20 protein-coding genes and 1 pseudogene are annotated in these 20246 nt (G+C 67.8%); 10 read left to right on the top strand and 11 right to left on the bottom strand.

Annotation, left to right across the window (positions count from 1 at the left end; translation table 11 throughout):
- Positions 1–373: 373 nt before the first annotated feature.
- From AOK03_RS26040 to AOK03_RS26030, 3 genes are all read right to left on the bottom strand, one after another.
- Complete coding sequence (locus AOK03_RS26040; RefSeq protein ID WP_341845825.1) at positions 374–2908, bottom strand: DEAD/DEAH box helicase; 2535 nt, start codon at positions 2906–2908, stop codon at positions 374–376.
- A gap of 25 nt (positions 2909–2933) precedes the next feature.
- Complete coding sequence (locus tag AOK03_RS26035) at positions 2934–3425, bottom strand: hypothetical protein (RefSeq protein WP_244177750.1); 492 nt, start codon at positions 3423–3425, stop codon at positions 2934–2936.
- Positions 3426–3643: 218 nt separating this feature from the next.
- Positions 3644–4522 (bottom strand): nucleoside triphosphate pyrophosphohydrolase family protein, encoded by an 879-nt coding sequence (locus AOK03_RS26030; RefSeq protein ID WP_055567778.1) that lies wholly within the window; start codon positions 4520–4522, stop codon positions 3644–3646.
- A 123-nt stretch (positions 4523–4645) separates the two neighbouring features.
- Here AOK03_RS26030 and AOK03_RS26025 point away from each other — a divergent pair, with 123 nt between their 5' ends.
- Genes AOK03_RS26025 through AOK03_RS26010 form a run of 4 tightly spaced genes read left to right on the top strand, consistent with a single transcriptional unit; the run spans position 4646 to position 7067 of the window.
- On the top strand, positions 4646–4906 hold the full coding sequence (locus AOK03_RS26025) for an acyl carrier protein (RefSeq protein ID WP_055567777.1): 261 nt from the start codon (positions 4646–4648) through the stop codon (positions 4904–4906).
- Positions 4903–5310, top strand: a complete 408-nt coding sequence (locus tag AOK03_RS26020) for a helix-turn-helix domain-containing protein (protein WP_055567776.1) — start codon at positions 4903–4905, stop codon at positions 5308–5310. The genes AOK03_RS26025 and AOK03_RS26020 overlap by 4 nt, the downstream gene beginning before the upstream one ends.
- Complete coding sequence (locus AOK03_RS26015) at positions 5307–6203, top strand: ImmA/IrrE family metallo-endopeptidase (protein ID WP_055567775.1); 897 nt, start codon at positions 5307–5309, stop codon at positions 6201–6203. The genes AOK03_RS26020 and AOK03_RS26015 overlap by 4 nt, the downstream gene beginning before the upstream one ends.
- Positions 6204–6251: 48 nt before the next feature.
- Complete coding sequence (locus AOK03_RS26010) at positions 6252–7067, top strand: thymidylate synthase family protein (protein WP_055567774.1); 816 nt, start codon at positions 6252–6254, stop codon at positions 7065–7067.
- A 36-nt stretch (positions 7068–7103) separates the two neighbouring features.
- On the opposite strand, the gene AOK03_RS26005 is transcribed toward AOK03_RS26010, so the two are convergent.
- Entirely contained in the window at positions 7104–8126 is a 1023-nt protein-coding gene (locus AOK03_RS26005) for a nucleotide kinase domain-containing protein (protein ID WP_208609597.1), read from the bottom strand.
- Between the two features lie 110 nt (positions 8127–8236).
- Between AOK03_RS26005 and AOK03_RS26000 the strand changes: the two genes are divergently transcribed.
- A complete protein-coding gene (locus AOK03_RS26000; protein ID WP_244177749.1) occupies positions 8237–8461 on the top strand; it encodes a hypothetical protein in 225 nt (74 codons plus the stop codon).
- A gap of 192 nt (positions 8462–8653) precedes the next feature.
- The gene (locus tag AOK03_RS42785; RefSeq protein ID WP_157869086.1) at positions 8654–9901 is read left to right on the top strand and encodes a hypothetical protein; all 1248 of its coding nucleotides are present in this window, start codon (positions 8654–8656) and stop codon (positions 9899–9901) included.
- 146 nt (positions 9902–10047) lie between these two features.
- On the opposite strand, the gene AOK03_RS25985 is transcribed toward AOK03_RS42785, so the two are convergent.
- The 4 genes from AOK03_RS25985 to AOK03_RS25970 form a co-directional block, all read right to left on the bottom strand.
- Positions 10048–10950: a hypothetical protein gene (locus tag AOK03_RS25985; RefSeq protein WP_157869085.1), complete on the bottom strand. Its 903-nt coding sequence runs from the start codon at positions 10948–10950 to the stop codon at positions 10048–10050.
- 302 nt (positions 10951–11252) lie between these two features.
- Positions 11253–11522 (bottom strand): hypothetical protein, encoded by a 270-nt coding sequence (locus AOK03_RS42780; protein ID WP_055567769.1) that lies wholly within the window; start codon positions 11520–11522, stop codon positions 11253–11255.
- A gap of 186 nt (positions 11523–11708) precedes the next feature.
- A complete protein-coding gene (locus tag AOK03_RS25975; RefSeq protein WP_055567768.1) occupies positions 11709–12671 on the bottom strand; it encodes a hypothetical protein in 963 nt (320 codons plus the stop codon).
- 6 nt (positions 12672–12677) lie between these two features.
- On the bottom strand, positions 12678–14102 hold the full coding sequence (locus tag AOK03_RS25970; protein WP_079074963.1) for an AAA family ATPase: 1425 nt from the start codon (positions 14100–14102) through the stop codon (positions 12678–12680).
- A 487-nt stretch (positions 14103–14589) separates the two neighbouring features.
- Between AOK03_RS25970 and AOK03_RS25965 the strand changes: the two genes are divergently transcribed.
- From AOK03_RS25965 to AOK03_RS25950, 4 genes are all read left to right on the top strand, one after another.
- Positions 14590–15087 (top strand): hypothetical protein, encoded by a 498-nt coding sequence (locus AOK03_RS25965; RefSeq protein ID WP_055567766.1) that lies wholly within the window; start codon positions 14590–14592, stop codon positions 15085–15087.
- A 75-nt stretch (positions 15088–15162) separates the two neighbouring features.
- A complete protein-coding gene (locus tag AOK03_RS25960) occupies positions 15163–15375 on the top strand; it encodes a hypothetical protein (RefSeq protein WP_157869084.1) in 213 nt (70 codons plus the stop codon).
- 119 nt (positions 15376–15494) lie between these two features.
- A complete protein-coding gene (locus AOK03_RS25955) occupies positions 15495–16043 on the top strand; it encodes a hypothetical protein (RefSeq protein WP_055567764.1) in 549 nt (182 codons plus the stop codon).
- 577 nt (positions 16044–16620) lie between these two features.
- A complete protein-coding gene (locus AOK03_RS25950) occupies positions 16621–17592 on the top strand; it encodes a hypothetical protein (RefSeq protein WP_157869083.1) in 972 nt (323 codons plus the stop codon).
- 253 nt (positions 17593–17845) lie between these two features.
- Here AOK03_RS25950 and AOK03_RS25945 read toward each other — a convergent pair whose 3' ends face one another.
- The 3 genes and pseudogenes from AOK03_RS25945 to AOK03_RS25935 all read right to left on the bottom strand — a co-directional run.
- Positions 17846–19318 carry a UvrD-helicase domain-containing protein gene (locus AOK03_RS25945; protein ID WP_055567762.1) on the bottom strand — a complete coding sequence of 491 codons (1473 nt, stop codon included), beginning with the start codon at positions 19316–19318 and terminating at the stop codon, positions 17846–17848.
- Complete coding sequence (locus tag AOK03_RS25940) at positions 19315–19677, bottom strand: hypothetical protein (RefSeq protein WP_341845824.1); 363 nt, start codon at positions 19675–19677, stop codon at positions 19315–19317. The genes AOK03_RS25945 and AOK03_RS25940 overlap by 4 nt, the downstream gene beginning before the upstream one ends.
- Before the next feature lie 96 nt (positions 19678–19773).
- Positions 19774–20246 (bottom strand): annotated as a pseudogene (locus AOK03_RS25935) (DUF6083 domain-containing protein); the annotation flags it as partial.

Raw genomic sequence — 20246 nt, 5'->3', positions numbered from 1 at the left:
GCTCCGCGAAGACGACGCGCCGTCGCTACGCGACGGATGAATGGCGATGCTCCGCATCGCTGACGCTGCGTCACTCCGTGACGCAGGCCGGCCGCTCCGCGGCCGGAGCTCGGTTCGCTTCGCGATCCGAGCTTGAGAGACCCCGCTCCGCGGTCTCTCTCAACGGAGTTCGCGGAGCGAACTCCTCGAGCTAGCAACAGGGTTGGGGTCTCGGTTCCGTCCGGAGGGTTTTCGGTCTACTGACTCACAGGGTGACCCGAACGCTCTCGCGCTCAAGATGTGGGCCGTCCCCTTACCTGAGCGGCTTCCCCATCGAGGGTCTCTGCGGTAGCGCTTTCGGCATGCTTCCTTAGAAGGATAACGGGCCAAAAAGTTACGTGATCTCTGAGAACTCGGGGCTCTCCTCTTCGGGAGAAACGATGTTGGCTTCGCGGAGGATGCTCTGGATCAACTGGGCTCTCTTTCGTGAGAGTTGACCGCTCCTCTGGTTGGTGCGGATCTTGCAGAGCCAGGGCCCGATCATCACGTGCTCCCCGTCGACCTCGATCCCTTCCCGGGCTCCAGGAGGACGGCCGTGACGTTCCACGAAGGCGCGCAGCAGTGTGGCGGTCTGTTCGAAGGAACGGCGTTTCCTGGCCTTGGGAGTGTTGGGCGTGGCGGGGGCTGTGGTGGTCTTCTTCGTCGTCAGGGTGGTGTGGTGGGGGGTGAGGTTGAGGCGGGTCAGGAGGTGGCGTTGGTCCTCGTTAAGGGTGTTCCAGGTGGTGAGTTGGCGGTGTAGCCAGGTGCCGATTTTGACGTGCCCGATGACGGTGTCGCGGTGCAGTGTGGCGGGGTCATGTCCGGCTTGCAGGTGTTGGGCCAGGAGGTGGTATTTGCGGTGCCAGTCTGGTCCGTGCGGGAGGAGCCAGTCAGCGTCGAGGTCAGCGAGGCGCGTGTGGCGGGTTGTGGGGAGTTGGCCTTTGCGGGCGAGGCCTCGTTGGTCGACAAGGAACTGGCCTCCGGGTTCCCGGGCGGGGATGGCGAGGTGGCCGTGTTCGGTGTGGAAGGCCTCGATGAGGGTCATGTTGGATTCGAAGGCGGCTTCGTTCTCGTCCCAGATCATGCCGAGGTTCTTGAGTTCGGCAATCCAGTCGGGGGTCAGGGTGCCTCGGCGGTGCGCGGTGCGTTGGCCGGCGATGAAGGCTCCCAGGCGGTAGCCGTAGGCGTCGGTGTAGTCGACCGGGACTTTCAGGTGGCCGTGTTCGGTGTGGTAGCGGGTGGCGGCGGCCAGGCCCGCGCGGCGGGGCGCAGAGAGCACTGCACCGGTGGAGGGCCAGGCCAGCAGGTCCATTGCTTGGGCAATCGCTTGGGGAGCGAGGGTGAAGTCGAACCGGAAGCGGCGGCTGATCAGGCGGTGGGTGGTGTCGTCCAGGCGGTGCGCGGTGGTCTTGCGGGGTGCGCGGGCGGCGATGGTCTGGTCGTGGTGGCGCAGGGCTGCGGTGATGAGCCAGAGGGCTTCGTAGGGGGTGGAGAGAAGGTCGGTGGGGTCGGCGTCGGGTGGGGTGTAGGCGGGGATGACCAGGCTCGCCGTCTTCACGTCGATGGTGGGGGGTTTGCGTAGAGCGCGGCCGAGGGCTTGGACGATGCGGCGCACGCTCTCGGTGCGGGAGGCGAAGACGATCGCGTCGACGGCTGGAAGGTCGATGCCCTCGGACAGGACCTGGGCGTTGGTGATCACGGCGCGGTCGACGTTCGCGAACCGGGTCAGGAGTTTCGTGCGCTGGTCGGGTGTGTGGTTGCCGTTGATCGAGGAGACAGACAGGGTGTCTGCCCAAGAAGGGCGCTGGGCGGGTGGGAGGGTGCGCAGGGTGTGGGGGAACTGGCGGGTGAAGTCTTCTGCGTCGGCGACCTGTTGGAAGTAGACGATCACGTGCTTGAGGTCGTGCTCGGTCATCGCTTTGAGGACTGCCAGGTGCAGGGCGGTGGTGCGGCGTGCGGTGGGGGCGAAGCCGGTGTGCGTACGGTTGGGGTCGGTCAGGACGGTGCGCAGGTCGGTGTCGGTGATCGTGGGGACGAGGAGTTGGTAGTCGGCCAGGACGCCGTCCTCGATGGCCTGGGCGTGGGTGTAGGTGTGTAGGCGGGGGCCGAATACCTTCGTGTCGTCCATCGATGCGATCAGGGACGGGGACTCCCACGTCGGGGCGGTCGATGCGGTCCGCTTGGGCTGCGGGCGTGTGTCTGGGGGCTCGGCCAGGCGCGGCGCTTCCCATTCGTAGGGCGTGGCGGTCAGATACAGGCGGCGGTCGGTACGGATGCGGGAGGAGTCGTGGATCATCGTCCATTCCTTGTCCCAGCTGCCCGCGGTGCGGTGCGCCTCGTCCACGATCGTGAGATCGAAGACGGGGGCGGGGAAGACGGAGTGCTGGATCTCCTCGATCCGCGGGAGCGAGTCCAGGGTGACGAACACGGTCGCCGGCTCGTTCTTCTTGGCGCGCTGGGCCAGCCAGTACGCCAGGTACTCCCCCGACCCCGTGGACGCCGCTCCTGCCGCGGCCAGCACGGGATGGCTGTCCGCGTTGAGTGACGACACCGCCATCAGGGCCTCAGTGTGGCCGTCCGCGCGGGCCGCTGTCGCCCACTGTCCGATCAGGTCCCTGGAGGGCACCACCACCAGCAGGTACCGGGTCTTGAGAGCTTCGGCTGTCCGCAGCGCGATCAGTGTCTTGCCCGTTCCGCACGCGGACACCATGTGCCCGCGGCTCCCGGGCTTCCTCAGGCCGCGTGCCCCGCTGGTCACCGCCGCCTTCTGGTCGGAGCGCAGCGTACGACGGGCAGCGGGGGTGGTCTGGGACGTCATCGCGGCGGGCTCGGGGTTGGTGGGCATCGCGTGCAACCTCAACTCGCGCAGGAAGGGGCGTTCGGCGGCCATCTTCCCGCAGGGGCAGGGAGGGAGGTCACTGGTAGAGGAAGTCGGTCCCCCACACCTGGAATCCGTCGACGAGGGCGACGGCGTTGTCGGCCACCTGACGGCGCTGGGCGGTGTCATACGTGGCGAACAGTGCGTTGAAGGTCGGCTTGGGGTTGAAGTACTCCGCGGCGAGCCGGCAGAAAAGGGGTGAGGGGTGGAAGACGGTTGTCGCTGCCTCGTCTTCGTCTATCAGTTCTGCGGGGAGCCCGCCGTACGTCTCGGTGGCGATATGGCAGGCCCAGGTCACCAGTTCGTGCGTCGCCCTCGCATCGGCTGCGACGTGGTCGAGGAGTAGCGGGCGGCATTGGGGATCAGGGCATTCATCTACCGTCGCGTAGAAGAGTTGGTCGAGCAGGGCGGTGTCGGCCTTGGTCTCGACGTGGGGGTTCAGTTTGGACGGCGGCACGAACGTGCGTTGTCGGCGGCGTGCCGTGGCCGCGGTGTGTACATGGTTGGTGCCGTTCCCGTCTTTATCCACGGTCCCCTCCGGCAAGCTCATTTCCCGGCATCGCGGTTCATATCGTCGCGTGCCCTGGGTGCGCGACGGCCGTAATGGACGAACACGCCGCGCAGCGCTGGTTCTTCTAGTAGGGGCGCGTCTTCGAAGCCGAGGGAGGGGGCGGTGAGTTGTGGTCGGCCTTGTCGATTCAGCTGCAGGTGTGGCGTGGGTGCTGATGTTCGTGTGCGGGGCAGTTGTCAGGGGTGGGTGACGGTGAGGGTGCGTTGGTCGAGGTCGAGGTGGACGGTGCCGCCGTCGTGGTCGCGGAGCTGACGCCAGGCGGTGTAGCCGGTGAGGATGGCGTGTTCCCAGTCTGCGGCGCGGCAGACGCTCACTTCGAGGTGGGCGGTCATGTGGCCGATGGTGGCGAGGAGTTCTTGGTCGATGTGTGTGATGTCGGTGAGGTAGCGGTGGCGGGCTGCGTAGGAGAAGACGAGGGCTGAGATGCCTTCTTCGATGGCGATGGCGCGGCCGCCGTCTTCGGCTTCGTCGGCGCGGGGGTCGCTCTTGCGTTTGCGGCCCAGCAGGAAGCGGGTCACGGGGGACCAGCCGAGGATGGCGGCGTGGGCGAGGTGGAAGATGTCGTGGAAGCGGTAGCCGTCTTCGACGTGGGAGGCGCTGGTGAGCGGGTCGCCGGCGGGGGTTCCGTCTTCTCGGGTGAGGGTGACGACGGTGCGGCCGTCGTCGGTCTTGGCGGGCGTGAAGGTGAGTGAGGTCTTTCGGGGCAGTTGTTCGTGGGCGGGGAAGGTGGCGTCGAAGAGGGTGTGCTCGTCGTGGGGTGTGGGGCGCCAGCGGTCCTTGGTCTTCTCGAGGTTGGCGGCGGCGACGTCGTCGAGGTCGAGTCCGAAGCGGTGGGCGAGAGCGGCGACGTACCACAGCACGTCTCCGAGTTCTTCGCGTAATTGGTGTTTGCCCTGTTCGAAGGCGGGTCCGTCGCGCAGGAATTTCTTGTAGGCGGTGGTCAGGGAGCCGACTTCGCCGGCGAGGCCGAGGAGGGGGACGAGGACGGGGTCGGTGCCCTCGGTGGGGGGTTGGAGGGTTTTGACGGCTGCTTGTTGGTAGCGCTTGAAGTCCACTCTCACACCTGTCTGATCTTGGGACAGCCCCGTTGGCTTTCCCGACAGTGTGTCGTATGCTACGACGGCGCCGTTGGAAATGCAGACGATTGGGGAGAGTTGCCGAACACGGACACACCGAGCATGGACGACATCACCTCGCTCGTCATCGACTTCATCGCCGAGTACGAGGGCGTCTCCCCCGACGAGCTCCGTGCGGAACTCGAGCAGGGCGGGCGAGAGTTGCCCGTGGACTCGCTGCTGGTGGTCGAGATACTCACGCGCATCGAGGAGCGTTACCACGTCGCCATTCCCGCAGATCGGGAAGCAGCCCAGGCCACCCGGTCGGTGCGGGCATTCGCAGCGGCGGTCCTGGACGCCATCATTGAAAGGCAGCAGTCATGACCCCTCCCCCCACCGACAACCGTGAGCGCGACCCCGAGATGGTGCGGCTCGGTGAACGGCTGAAGAAGACCCGCGACTACCTGAACATGTCCCAGCAGTTCGTCTCGGACTCCACCGGCATCCCCCGCTCGGCGATCAGCGACATCGAGCGCGGCGAACGGCGGGTGGACAGCCTGGAGTTGAAGAAGCTGGCACGCCTGTACCGGCAGCCGGTCGCCTATTTCCTGGCCGAGGAGAAGGACGCCGATGCCGGCGAGTACGCGCTGGCGGGCCTGCCGCGGGCGCTGGCCCAGCTGACCGACGGCGACGCCAAGACGGTGCTGGAGTTCGCCGAGTACCTCACGCTCCGTCGCGCAGCAGAACGTGAGGAGCAGGGCGCCGACGGCGGGGGGCCGACGGCGTGAACTGGGCCTTAGCGCACCGCATTGCGTCGATCGCCGCCGTCCAGGCGCACCGTGACCTCGGGATCGACCGTGCCCGGTACGTGCACGTGCACCGGGCGCTGGGGGCGGCGGGCGTGATCGGCATGGCGCAGCCGATGCCCCGCCTGTTCGGTGTGTACTACTCCCCTGCCGACGCGGGGCCGGCCGTGCTGCTGAACGCCTCGTTGAACGCGGTCACCCAACGGCACACGGCCGCACACGAGTTGGGGCACCACCGCCTCGGCCACCGTACTGCGGCCGACCAGGAGCTCGATCCCGCGCTGCGCTGGGGCAACGGCAGCTGGCCCGAGGAGGAGAAGACGGCCGAGGCGTTCGCCGCATGGTTCCTGATGCCGCTGCCCGCGGTGCGGTCGGCGCTGGAGAGGATCTGCGGCGGCCGGCCGTCCCGCCCCGAGCACGCCTACCGGCTGGCGCGCGAACTGGGCACGTCGTATGCCGGGACGGTGCGCCATCTGGTGAACCTCCGGCTGCTGGATGCCGGCCGGGCCGGTCAGTGGGCCAAGATCCCTCCCGGAGATCTGCGCAGCGCGCTGGCAGGGGGCGCCTCACTGCTGGCGCATGCCCAGGTTCACGTGATCTCGGCGCATTCCGAAGGGCAGACGGTGTACGCCGACGCGGGCGATGTGCTGGTGCTGCACCTGGTCCACGCGGTCTTCGACGTCCTGCCCAAAGGGCTGGAGCCGTGGACCAGTGACGGCGCGACGCCGCTGGCCAGCGCCGTGGTGACCGACGAGGTCCCGCCGGGTGAACGGGGCCTGGTCGAGGTCGCGGTGCTTGGGCACGGCACCGTGGTGCGGCTGGAGGTGGTCCGCGAGGCGCCGCGTGCCGGAGTGGACGATACCTGGCCCGCCTGAGTTCAAGATCAATTCCCGGATCGCACCCCGACGGCGTCAGGAGGACTGATGCACAGCTTCACCGTGGCCGAACGCGACGTCACCCAGGCCTGGGTGGCCGCCTGCAACAAGCTGGACCGCAAGGACAACCCGGGCCGGACGGGCCTGCACACGGTGGTGCGCATTGCCGAGCCGACGCGTGACGACCCGGTGTTCCGCGCCGAACTGGACCGGCTGCGCACCGCGCTCGGGTTGTGGCCACTGGAGACCGTGGCCAGCACCCTGTTTCCCGCGGCCCTGGCGGCACGGAGCGCAGGCGCGGGTGAGCTCGCCGAGCGCTACCGGCGGATGTATCCGGCGATCAAGCGGTATCCGGGCAACCACCGCGGTACCTACTTCGGCCGCCTGGTCTCCTACCCGGCGGCGTCCAAAGACAGCGTCGACCAGCTCGGCACCGTCATCAGCCGCCTGCAGACCCAGGCCGCGGGCACCAAGATAGCCGCCGGGTACGAGATCGACCTGGCCGCAACCGCGGACACGGACGCGGCAGCGGAGACGGGTGCGGCAGCGGAGACGGGTGCGGACCTGCTGGTCCACACCGCCGGGAAGGACAACAGCTACATCGGCTTCCCCTGTCTGAGCCACCTCTCCCTCCAGCTGGACCGCGACCAGCGCGTGCACGCCGCGGCCCTGTACCGCAGCCACTTCATGTTCGAGCGCGCCTACGGCAACTATCTCGGCCTGGGCCGTCTGCTGGCCTACATCGCCGAGCAGGCCGGACTGGCCTGCGGGACCCTGACCGTGATGGCCGGCCATGCCCGCCTGGACGGCCCCGTCACGAAGCTGCGTCCGCTGCTGACCGGCACCGGCCGCATGGCGGCATAAGGACTGCCGGGCAGGCGGTGCGGCAGCACACCCCTGTCAGCCGGGGGTGTTGAGCTGCCATTTGGGCGGGAACCAGGCCGGCATAGCGGCGGCCTGCTGCCGGTAGGTCTGCTTGATGCGGCTGCGCCCACTGATTCCTGCGATGTCCGGATGGGCAACCCGGGCATACTTGTCGACCTCGCAGAACAGGTTCTGACAGTCGATCAGCTGCAGCGGGCGCCCGCGCAGCCCGGCAAAGGAAAGGCCGAGCCGGGCGAAGTGCTCGCCTTGGGTGTCGGCCATGTAGCGGATGACCTCCGCCTCGATCCCGTCCGCTGCCGCGCCGAAGCACTTGCGGATCCCGTCGCGTGCTCCGGGCCCGGCGACGACGTACTCCATCTCCGAAAACGGCATCGCGGCCGCGTAGTTGAGGTCGATCACGAATTGATAGGCCAGGAAGGGCCCGATCGCCGGGAACCCCAGCAGCACCTCGTAGGCCGCCTGCAGCGTGGGCGCGGACAGCACCCGCTGCGGCGCGTCCGCGGCCATCATCATCTCCAGCAACCGCAGGTGGTTCTGGTGCTTGCGCTCCCCGCCGAGCTGCGGCGGGGGCACGATGTAGGCGGCCGAGTACAACCGCTGCCCTGCGGCGAAAGCCTGCGAGAGCACGCGGTCGAAGACGCGGTAGTCGTAGCTGTCCCACCGCACCTCTCCCAGTTCCCCGGCCAGCAACCGCCACGTCGAGGTCTTGTTGAAAATCTTGAACAGCAGGGTCCGGAAGAAGACCTCCTCCCACTCCTGCTCACCTTGGTAGATCACGCCGCCGATCAAGTCCTGGCTGACCCGGTCGGCGGCCCGAAAGCAGTTGGTGAAACGGTGTCGCTGCAAGATCGGATCGTCCGTGAACGGCCCCGCTCCCCCGGCAAGCCGCGCCTCGTAGACCTTCTGCCGCGCCGCCGCAAAGCGCCAGTAGGTATCGAACACCGGCGTCGTATCCAGCGTGCGACCTGCCACACGAACCTTCACAGGACCCCGGTCTAAGTCCCTCTGCTCCGAACGCTCTTGCAGCATCGTCACCATCGGCTCAATATATATTGAATATAGATAAGTGTCAGCGAGGGGGACGTGTGGAATTGTTGTGGCAGCGTCCACGACGCAAGACACTGGTCGACTGGCCGGAGGACGTGGACATGAGGCTGGATGTTCTGGTCCGGGCCGCGGCCGCGGCCGGGGAGCAGACATCGCGTTCGCAGGTGCTGGCCGCACTCGTGACGGCGGCCGAGGTCCGCCCCGCCCTCATCGCCGAACTCCTCCACTCCTACCGTCAGATGCCCGCCGACGCCCTCGAAACGGACAACGCGCGCGACGACCTGCCGTCCGTACGCTCTCCAGGGCGCACCCGCACCAACAGATGACACGCAGCAGGCCGGGACTCTCGCACCGGTCTGCTCGGCGATCCGGTCAACGCCCCGAGCGTCATAAGGTCACGGCCCCGCCTTGGCCTCGCTCTGCCAGCCTTGTGGGGAGCCCCGCCAGCGCCCGCCTCAGTGAGCAATTCAGCAGGCCCGGAAGGGATGTCGGTGCCTACGCGTACAGTCGCTGCGACGTTGCGGGGCACGCTGCAGGGGGCTCAATTGGTGTCGGGACGAGCGGTCGATCCGCAAGAGGCGCGGCAGTTGATGCTGCGCAACGGATGCCGGCCGAAGACCGCCTTCCGCGCGGCGAAGGAAGCATGGCCCAGCACCTGTGAGAGGTGCGGAGCAGACATCGGCCCGACGTACGACAGCATCTCCTCGAAGGCAAGGAAACACGGCGACGCGCCGCGCGGCTGCCGTGCCTGCGCCGACCGCGCACGGGCGGAGAAGTACCGCCTGGACGAGGCGGAGTTGGCGAGAACCATCACCAAGGCCAACATCAAACTGCTTGAGCCGTACACCAACAACAGGACGCGAGTGCAGAGCATCTGCCTCAACGAGGGGTGCCCGCGCCAGGGAAAGCCGATCAAGGTCCTGGTCAAGGCTGTCCGCGGAGGCGCCATGGCCTGTAAGTACTGTGCCCAGCGGGCGATCGATCCGGATGTGGCCGTGGCCATCATGCGCGATCAGGGTCTTGTCGAGCCCTCGAGTGCCTATAAGCGGGTCGATGAGCCGTGGCCAGGTGTCTGCCAGCGCTGCCTTTGTCCGGTGCAGCCGCGATTGCACGATGTCATGCGGGGTCAAGGGGCCTGCATCTTCTGTGCCCCTAACACGCCGCTGACCAAGCAGCAGGCATGGGACAGAGCGCTGTCCTACCGGTTTCGTCCGCACGACCCGGACGCCTTCAAGGGCACCAACACCCTCTGGGCGGGCACCTGCATGGACTGCCTGACACCGGTGAACCCCTGCCTGGGCAATCTCTACCGAGGCCAGGGCGCCTGCAACTCCCGCAGTTGCAAACTCACCGGGTTCAAGGACACAGAACCCGGGCTCGTCTATCTGGTGCACCGGAACTCGGATCCAGCCATGGCGAAGATCGGTATCTGTGAGGACTCCGCACGCAATACCCGGCTGAAGGTCCATCAGCGCAACGGCTGGGAGGTCGCCTACACCCGTCCCTTCGCCGTGGGGCTGCATGCGCGGCTGGTGGAGGGCGCCGTCAAACGGCTGTGGTTCACCGAACGCGGCTGGAGCAACGGAGCGGCCCGCGGGGAAGACCGGAGCGACGGGTACACCGAAACCGTGCTGCTCGACGACCCCACGCGGGACGAGCCATGGGCGCTGCTGACGCCACTGGCGTTGTGGACGGACGCCATGGTCGAGGCCGAGCGGCTGGGCTTCGACCTCGACGAACAACGCTCCGACACGTCCGAAAGCTGATGCCTGCAGCCGCGACCTGACCGGTGTCCCTTGCCGGCCCGTGCCGCCCGCGGCCGGTGCCGGCAGGGACGAACCCCGCCGCGACGGCCTCTCCGGCCCGCAACGTGCGTGCGACACTGACCAGTTCCGGATCCGCAGTGGTCCGCTCAGCCGAGAGTCGTGAAGGACCGTCGAATCTGAGCGCGGGGCACACCGTGCCCTGATGGGATGAGCCCTTCGAGGAGAGTGGTCGTCCGGTCGCTGACGTACTCGATCCAGTTCTCCCGCCCCTCCCCGGTCCTCAGGGGATGCCGGGTCACCGGAAGGAGCGACGGACACAGCCTCCGCAGGTCCATCGCCGTGACATCGTCGCCGTACCTCAGCCATCCGTCGACGACGGCCCAGCCCTGCTGCTCGGGCACAGACGGGCCCACGCGCGCCCCTACCCGGTCGTTGGGGGTGAGCGTCCAGGCGAAGGGACGGAAGTAGACCTCGGAGAAGGTGTCGTAGTACCCGTTGGGGATGTCCCAGTTGACGGCGTTGTACATGCCGGACAGCCGCGTATAGGAGGTGAGGTGCAGTGCCAGTCGCAGGCTTGCGCCGTCCGGCATGCGCAGGGCACTACGAGGGCTACTGAGGCCGTCGGCCAATTCGGGAAACATCGCACGGAGATGAGGACTTGTGGCGAACATGCCGATCAGGATCGATCGCGCCACACGCCCGGGAGCTACGCGGACTGGTGGCAGGGCCAGCCGCTGCCCGGGCTTGATCCGGGTGAAGACCTCGTGGGCGAAGTCCGCGTAGGCCGGGTCGTACAGGCCACCAGCAAGACTGTTGCAGTCGGAGCAGAGCGCACGCAGCCACATTCCGCCTGCGTCGGCTCGACCGTTGGCCAGCGTCCCGTTGTGCAGGCGCACGAGCGCGCTCCTCACCACTCCCCGGTTGCCGGCGGCCTGCGGTGGCACGTGCGCGACCGTCATCCTGCGTGCCGCACCGCACAGGCCGCATGGACGCGCCCCGGGGCTGCGGAGATCGAGGCCCAGCGTGCCGGGCGGTCGGTTGTCAGCCACGCATCAAGGCTAAGGATTCACCGAGGTGCGTGCGCGGAATTGTCCGGTCACACATCAGCGCGCTCGCCCTTTGGGCAGGTTCCGCGCCAGTTGGGGGTGGCATCGCCGGTGAGGCGGCGGGGCTCTCCATCTGAGGGGCGGCTGCTCAGGGCGTCTCCCCCGATGAGCTCCGCGCTGAACTCGAGCAGGGAGGGCGGGAGTTGCCCGTGGACTCGCTGCTGGTGGTCGAGTGGGGAGTGCACGCGAGGCGCGGCACCGGCGGAGCTCCGGCCCGAGAGGATCGGGCCGGAGGCCGTGTTGCTCTATGCGGCGTTCACATCGACCTGGTTGCCCGCCTGAATCGCCTCGGCGAACTCGGTCAGCTCCGGATCCGTGATGCTGCCGCCGCCGGAGTGGCGGGCCCACGTGTGTTGGACCGCCTTCTTCACCTCGTCCACAGGCTTGCCTACGAACTTGGGCTTCAGCGCGTTGAGTTCGCGACTCAGATTGGCCGCCAGCGTACGCGCGGCATCGTTGGCTACCTTCTGCAAGGCCTTCTCGTTGATGGTCAGTTTGACCTTTGACTTGGCCATGGGTGGCCTCCCCTTTTACCGGGACTACCGTGCTCACTAGACCCCCCACGGGCCTCAGTAGTCCGTACTTGGCTCAACGATATCGGCGGGTACTGACAATCCGGTTTCCCTCGGAAACGGCGGCACCACGGTAGGCATCCGGCCTGACCATGTCCCGCGGCTGCTTGTGCGGCAGGCCTGGGTGGTTCAGTGCCGAGTGGGGGCCTGCGTGGCCGACCCTGCCTGGCGGGGAAGCTGCGTTCCGTGGGATTCCGTTGTCGGTGCCCCCTCCGGCGGCGACGCGGGCGCGGTCCGTGCGCGCCAGGCGGTCCTGCCCGCACTCGCTGTCCAGTGCCGCGAGTCGCTGTAGATGCTGGTTTGAGCGAAGGCGTCGTGGCTGAGAGCGGCTCGGGCCGATCGTTCGATGATGTCGTGTCCCGCTTTGGAGGCCCACCGGCGTCTGGCAATGAGCGCGAAGGCCTTGGCGAGATCGTGGCCCGAGCAGTAGCGGTGCGGTGCGGCGTCTGCGACTCTCTGCGTCTCCGTGCGCAGGCGCGGGACGAGGTCTCCGTAGTCGACGGGATCCTTTCCGGCCCGCCGGCAGGCGAGGTCGACCAGTTTCGCGAGATCGACGCGTGCTGCGTTCTCGACGACTTGGCTCAGCGGGAAGTCCCTCAGGTTGAGTCCGAGGCCATCGCGCCGGGAGAGGTAGCGCAGGACCCCGACAGGAAGGGCGAGGTCGGTGCACGCCCTGGTGATGTCGTCCGGGGTACAGCCGGGCGCGCCGGCCCGGAAGCTCAGGTCGGTGCAGAAGCCGGCGGCGAGGCCCTGGTAGACGTCCGGGGCGAAGAAGATGCACGCGTCGAGATCGTAGAAGTCGGTGTAGACCACGGCGTGGTGGTCCATTCCCTCTTCGAGCAGGCCTACCCAGTCCCGGTCCAGGACGGCGTACACGTGGGTGAGCCCTGTGCCGCTGTGTACACGCTCGACCGCGCCCTCGGCGCGTTCCTTGCCGTGGGCGGGGACGGTGGTGAAGGAACTGGTGTCGAGGAAGCGGTCGAGGACGGCACAGTCGGTGGCACCTTCGACCAGGATGAAGGCGCGTGCGTCGTTGGCGCGTTGCATAACCAGTTCGGTGTACAGGTCGTCGGCGTCGAGTTGGTCGAACACGGGCGGCTACTCCACGGCCGGGCCCAGGACGACCATCCGGTCGGCCCATTTACCGGCAATCTGAGGAGAGTGGGTGGCTACGATGGTCCGGAACTCGACAAGGGAGGCGATCTGGCGCAGGTCGGCGATAAAGCCCTTCTGCCAGGACACGTGCAAAGAGATCTCGGGTTCGTCGATGAGCACGAGGGCGCCGGAACTGACGTTGAACAGAAGGTCGTAGACGAGGACCAGTTCGTGCTGCTCGCCGGAGGACAGTGAGGCGAGGTCGAGCTCCTGCCCCTCGTCGCTGACCAGGCGGAAGCCGCGCTCGCGGTCGATCTCCAGGTGCTTGAACAAGAACCGGCTGTTGACGATGTCCTGGAGCAGGGAAACCCGTTCAAGGATGTCGTGGAACGTCGCCAGCTTGTCCTCCGTGTCCTCCAGGTAGGTCCACAGAACGGCGCGCTGCCAGTCCTCCATGCGTTCGGGAATGTCGATCACGCTGGTGCGCTCGTCGACCAGTGCGATATCGCCGAGCCGGCGGCGCAGGTCGTTCTGTGCGACGTAGCGGTTTCGAATCTCCTGCTCGCTCACGTCGGTGACGGGAGCACGCAGGAGCCGCTGCGGATAGGTGCGGTCGAGTTCCTGCGAGGTGCGTGAGTTCTCGGCGAGTTCCCTGGCCAGGCGGCGCGCCAGGTCCCGGGCGAACTCCTCGACCTTCGTCAGCACGGGGCGCTTGCCCAGGTTCCCCGAACGTTCTTGCACTGCGGACAGACCCAGGAGCCGGTGCGTGTCGATCGAGTGCACCGTGATCGCGGCAAGGAACTCCTGCATCTGCTGCGGCATCCCACTCGTGTCCGTCAGACGGGTCGCGCCCGGGCTCGGGGCGCCTCGGTAGTGCTCCACAAGGTTCCAGATCTGAGACGCCGTCCACTCCTCCTCCCGGGAAGACACGGCGTCTCTTCTCACAAACCGCTCGATGGCGCTGCGGTCTGCTGCACCCAGGTCCTGCAGCAAACGTGTCACGGTCTGGCGTGCCGCACCTGTCTCGTAGGCGCCGACAAACGGAAAGGACCAGCACACGGGGTCGGCATTCGGCGTGCTGTACAGGGAGAAGGCAAGTAGGCGAGCGAGCTCGACGGATTCGCTGTCCGGCGTGTCCCCACTCGAGAGAAGAAGGCCGTTGAGGTCCTGGGCGGGAAGCCTGTCGACAGTGAGTCGAGCGCCGTCGCTGAAGGAGAGCTCCAGTGAACGGAACGGGATGTGCAGCATCTTGGGGATGTCACAGCGCCAGGCGACGGCCGTGAGTAGATCGAGGAGCATGGTCTTACCGACTCCGTTAGGCCCATGGACGATCACGAACTCGTCTGCGCCAGGGAAGTCGACGGTATGGGTAAACCGTCCCAGCAGGCCGGTGACCCGCACCTGTGTGAGCACGCGTGTGCTGTCCATTCATCCACCGTCCGCTGTTACTTCCGCCCCGCCGTGATCGGCTGATGTTAACGCCCGGCTGCAGCCGGGCGGGCAGGGCCCGGCCGCCCCTGGCGGATGAGCGTGATGGCGTGCAGGGGCCGGTTGAGCTCCATTCCCCACCGCGGTTGAGGTGGACCGCTACGACGAACTGCTTCACCATCCCCGACGCAGAACGTCATATGAGAACGCTTCATGCAACGGTCCGACGCTTGCGACCAGTTGGTGATCAGTTGGTACACCGGGGCACGTGTCCGAGACTCGCCTGCGCAGTGCACCTGACGATTTCGCTCCCCACCGGGCCGGATTCGTAGACGCCTTTCAGCCAACTTGCTTGGACCACGGCTGCACGTACACGGACGTCCACGGACTCCCCCGGACACAGTGAGAACTACTGAGACGGAGTGAGACTGTCCGGGTTCACACCACGCCAAGTTAGGCATTTCAGGGTGTGGGCCACACTGCAGCCATGACGAGCTTTCAGCAGAGGAAAGCAGCAGGAGACGCCCACGAGCAGTACGTCGCCGAGCAACTCACAATGCGTGGGTGGGACGTCAGCCCTTGGGGCCAGGGGCTCCTCACCGAGCAGATCCAGGACGCCCTCCGAAAGACCGACAGCTTCATCCGGTGGATCCCCGACCTCATCGCCGCCAAGGAGACCGATCTCGCGCTGATCGACTGCAAGACCCGCATGACCAGTAGGAGCACGGGCCGACACGCCGTCGAACGAGCTGCCGTGCACGCCCACGCGCAGCTCGTCGCCTGGACCCTGCTCCCGGTGTACTACGTGTTCGACGATCTCGACGTGCTGACGCCCCATGACGTCCTCACCACAGGGCGGCAGGGCCCTCACAGTATCGCCGGTTCCGGGGCACCGTACTTCTTGATACCCGCGACCGACACCCACCGGTTCGACAGCCTCTTCGGCGCCGGGAGTCCCGCTGCCCCGTGGGGTATTGCCTCGTAGCCGGAATGCTCTGCGGACAACGACGTGACAGGAGGGAAGACAATGGCCGACACGTGGCGGGGAGAGCCTCTCACCGTGGCCGCCCAGCTGAAGGAAGACATCCACTACCGCGTCCATGACGCTGACACCGGGGAACTCCTCGGCTTCGGAACGGGACGCAAAGGATCTCTGGGCACGGTGGTCGCTCACTGCGCCCAGATCCAGCAGACCCATTCCGGCCGGCATCTCGTGATCCGGCAGTACGACCAGGCCGCCGGCCCGACATTCCGCCGACCACTGGGGCCGTAGGCAGTCCCACTGCGCGCTGCACACATGGCGCCCTGCGCCCTGGCCCGCTCCCGATTTGAAGCGCACCGGTCTGCCGAGGCAGGCCGTTCCTGACAGGCGGGTGATGCGAACATCCCCACATGGATTCTTCCGTACTGGGAGCTCTGATCGGCCTTGCAGGAGTCGCCTTCGGCGCCGGAGCCACCTTCTGCGGCATCGTCTACCAGCAACGGCACACCACGCGGGCCGCCTCACTCGCACAACGGCGGAGCGAAGCGACGCAGGCGGCGCAGCACCTGCTCACCGAACTCCTGGCCCTGCAACAGCTCCTCCGCAAAGGTGCGCACACCTCCTCGGAGGAGGAGCTGAGCGAATACCAGCACACCAAGCTGCAGCACCACGCCACGGTGCAGCTGCACGCGCAATGGCTCCCCGACGCGGGGCTGAGGGCCCGCCTCACGTCCAACGCCCTGTATGCCTCCATCGGCCCGCAAGGCGATCAACGCAGCCACTCCGAAATCCGGTCCGACGCGATGCTCGCGTGCGCGGACTCGGTAGCGTGCATCGGTGCATTTCTGCGTTCCGAGGCACTTCCGAGACGCTCGCCTGAAATTGAGGCCGTCATCAGCCGCTGGCCCGAGGGCAAGGAATTCCACACGTACATCGTCAGCGGGCCGCCCACGGAATAGAGCACCTCCCGGTACCGCGGTCCGCCTGCAAGCGCCTGCCGAGACCACGCCGACGCCGTCCTCGCCCGCCTTGCCCCGGAAGAGACCGTCAGTATCACCAAGTTGCAGGCCGCGGCCGCCCACAACCACGGCGGCCGCGGCCTCCTACCGGGTCAACGCCGGCGACGGCTCGCTCACCCCGTTGGCGGAGGAGCGTGTGACCCAGGCCGGGTTCATGGCCTTCGCCCAGCTGCCCGACTGAGGGGTGTCATAGCAGCCCCGCGTCGCAAGGGCACACATGCACGCACGGTGGGGGCCGTCCCCTGTCCTGGCCTCCGCCGTCTGCGTCGGCCGACAGGGGACGGCCCTGAGGCGCTCCTCTCCTGCGTCGCCCCCGCCTGGAGCGGGAGCCGTCCTGGAGCCGCGAGGCCTGCCCGCCCGTAGACCGCCGAACCAGCAGGGGGCACCCGCGAACTATCGCAAGCCCCGTACAGAACTCCTCGCGTGGTGTCTGTACAACCTGTGGTCGTCCTCAGCGGTCTGGTCTGTGCAGGTCGACGCTGTGCGTGGCGTCGAGGCTCTTCGAAGGCGGGGTGTGATGGCCGAGGTCATCTACTTGGATCAGAACCACTGGGTCACGATGGCTCGGGCACGTGTTGCACCAGAAAAGATTCAGGGTGATGAAGAGCGCCGGGCAGCCGAGGAGTTGTGGGAGCTCGCCGCAAAGAAGGCGGTGCGCCTGCCGCTGTCCAGTGCCCACCTGGTCGAGACGGCACACGCCGGTACCAAGGAGCGTCGCCATGACCTCGCGAGGGCCATGCTGGAGGCGTACGACGGGTGGCACATGCTCAGTCCCCTGGTCGTGCGCCTGCATGAGCTCGCCGGTGCCTTCAGCGGGCGGAAACTGACCGCGGAGCATGTCTTCACGACCGCACCACAGTCGCCCTTCTCCAACTACCCACTCGAAATCGACAGTCCGGACGCGGCAGCCCCGACGGGGACAGCCACGCCGGGAATTACGGACGTCGTCTGGCGGGCCACGTGGGCGAGTCTGCTGCTCGAGGAGAGCCTCCCGCAGGACGAACAGGAGGCCACCAACACGGTGGTCGCGGGGTGGGCGGATGCCGCGTCGCAGCTGGCCCAGGGACTGCGGGAGCACCCGGCAGAGCGGGACATGCGTCTGGTCGCCGCTGCGTACATGCTGAACGATCTCAAAATGGAGCTGGCCCAGGCAGGACGGCTGGCAGGCCATTCTCCGGCGGAGACACTGACATTCCTCCAGCCCGAGAAGCTGGTGGAATTCTTCAGTCGCCTTCCCTTCACGGGCAGAGTGCTGGAGGTCCTCCAGGCTCGGCTCCGCAACGCCTCGGACGTGTGGGTCAACAACGACCTCAACGACCTGTACTTCCTCGCCTGTGCCGCGGGCTACGCGGATCACGTCGTCGCCGAGAAGAAGACCGGCACCTTCCTCCAGAGCGCCGACAAAGCACTCAGTGCGCCACGCGCGTCGGTCCACCTCAATCTTCCATCGCTGATGGGCGCCTTGAAGAGCTCGACAGCCGGTATCTGACGCACCGCATCGGCTGCCCGGCACAGAGCCGCCACGTCCTCGCATAACGCAGCCGCAGGACGAGCGGGACTGTCCGCTGCCGTTCAAAAGGAGCATGTGCGCGAGCAGAGGGTTCCGAACTGCCCAGGCAGTGGACCGCACAGGATCACCCGACGTTGGCGCCGTTGTCGCGTTCCTGCTGTCGAGGCAGCGCAGACGCCCGCGTCACTGGTCTGCGCGAGGTCCCGGTGGCCCCCCGGCCACAGGCCTCGGCTCAGCACAAGAGGGGCGACGGGGTGCCGTTGGTCGAGTGGTCGATCCAGCACAGTCCCCCGCGGTCCAAACGGGTCCGGGTGCGGGTGACGGCCACGTAGGCCAGACGTGCCTCGGCGTCGTCGACTGCGGGTGGCGCCGCGGGTTGCTGCGGACCGTCTGCGGGCGGTGCGGGGGGACCGAAGTCGTCGGCGATGCGTACCGACGCCCATTCGCGTCCCTTGGCCTTGTGGGCGGTGGAGACGGTGATGTCAGCGCTGTTTTCGGGGGCAAGGCCGGCGACGGCGGCCAGGATGGCGTCCGGGCCGTGGGTGTCCACGAGGTCGACGAGCGGCTGTAGGTCGCGGCCGCCGGGGTCGTGGGTCGCGTAGTCCTGCAGGTCGCCCCACGAGGTGAACAGCACCAGTTCGGGATGGTGCGTGGGGCGGCCCTCTTTGAGGTCCTGGGCGGCCCGGGCGAGGAGATTGAGGCCCTGACCGCCGCCGACCAGGGCGACCCGGTGCCCGGCGGACATGAGCTGCATGACCTGGGCCATGGCGCCGACGTTGGTGCGGCACAGCACCGCGTCGGGCCGCTGCACGGGGCCGAGTTCGGTGGGGATGGCCTCGGTGCCTCTCAGGCGGAGCGCGGCGCCGGCGAGGGAGAGCCAGCGGTTGGCCTCGGCGGCCAGGCGGGGGCCGAAGCGGAAGGACTGGGTGAGGGAGAAGTGGCGGCCCTCGAAGCTGCTCATGACGTCTTTCGCGCCGCGCCACTGGTAGATGGCCTGGGCGGAGTCGCCGACCATGACGAGCTGGGCGTGCTCGCGCTGGGCGAGGAAGATCTGTTCGACGACGGGGTTGGTGTCCTGGGCCTCATCGAGGAGGAGGAACTCGGCGTCGATGCGGGGCCGGGTGAGGGCCCAGATCTTGAGGTAGTGGTCGTGTTCGAAGCGGACGGCGCTGTCGTCGAAGTGCTGCAGGTCGATCCAGGCCCGCTGGGCGAACGGGACGAGGTGGTCTGCGAGTTCGGCGTGGTGGCCGGGGTCTTCGAGGCCGCGCAGGCGCGGGACGTGGTGCTTGGTGAGGGTGGTGTCGGCGGTGTGGCAGTAGCGGGCGACGGTGCGCAGGGCGGCGTTGGACAGGGCGCGTTGGGAGACCTCTCGTGTGCCGATGCGTAGCGGTTTGGTCAGGCCGAGGGCCTGGCCGGTCAGCCAGGCGGGGCGGCGGGGGGCGTTCAGACGGCGGGTGTAGCGGTGGCCGACGGCGGCGAAGGCAAGGCCGTGGGCGGTCTTGCAGGCGACCGTGTCGGGGAAGCGGGTGCGTGCGTCGGCGGCGATGGCGCGGTTGTAGGCGAGGTAGCGGCCGTGGCGGCCGGTGCTGTGGGCGAGCAGGGCCAGGGTGCTGGTCTTGCCGGTGCCGGCGCCGGCCTGCAGGGACAGATGCTCGCCGTTGCTGAATGCGTCGGCAGCGGCTGTCTGTTCGTCGGTGGGGTTCACTCGGTGGGTCCTTGGGGCGAGGTGAGGGCGTGGGCGACGGCGGCCAGGAGCCGGGCGGGGGTGGTGCCGCCCAGGAGGTGGCGCACTGCCTCGTCGATGCGGCGGTCTTCCTGGCGGGCGTGGTCGGCCAGGGCTCGGTGCAGGGCGAGTTGAAGGTGGCGGCCGGGCGCGTGTCCGGCACGGCGGGCATCGGCACAGAGTGTGGCGTGCACGGACGGCGGGAGGCGGACGTTGAGCAGGAGCTGTCCGTGCACATCCGGGTAGTGCGTGGTGATCACGTCGATGGGCAGGTGGGCGTCGAGCCCCTGGCGCAGGCGGCGGGCGGCCCGGTCGGGACTGTTGGCACGGCAGAGGGCCATGAGGTGGCGGCGTGTGGGGTCGGCGGCCAGCGGCCAGGCGCGGGCGGCCCGTTGGAGTTCGCCGGAGGTCAGCGACCGGGTGAGGGCGATTTGTGGTCATGCCGGAGTGTGGCCGTCGGTGTGCGGGAGGCGGGTGCGGATGTGGCCGGCGTGCCGGTCAGGGACGAAGACCTGCCAGCCGGTCCTGTTCAGGTCGGGGTGGGTGGCGGCGTGTCGGGGGCAGAGCTGGGCGCGCCAGCGTTGCTGTTCAGCGGCTGGGGCCCGGGTGAGGTCGTAGACGGCCAGCAGCCGGGTCGGTGTGGCGGCCGCGTCGTGTTCATGGCCGAGGGGTAGCAGCCTCCAGGCTCCGGCCGGGGTCTGCGGGTTCAATACCGGGTGCGGGCAGCGCCGGGATCCCGGTTCGGTGCGGGCGGTGCAGCGGATGCGTTCGAGAGCGTCGTCGGCGAGGTAGCGGCCCAGGAAGAGCTGGACCACCGGGTGCATCTCGGCGGGGGCGGAGGGGCAGGTGGGGGTGGCCCGTGGGGTGAAGGCGGCGGTGTCGATGAGGCGGCGGCTGCGCAGGGCGAGTT

It is taken from the genome of Streptomyces atriruber (assembly GCF_001418325.1).
In the GTDB taxonomy this organism is placed as follows: Bacteria; Actinomycetota; Actinomycetes; order Streptomycetales; family Streptomycetaceae; genus Streptomyces; species Streptomyces atriruber.
Note: the sequence above shows the minus strand (reverse complement) of the source record. Positions and strands in the feature narration are given on the sequence as shown.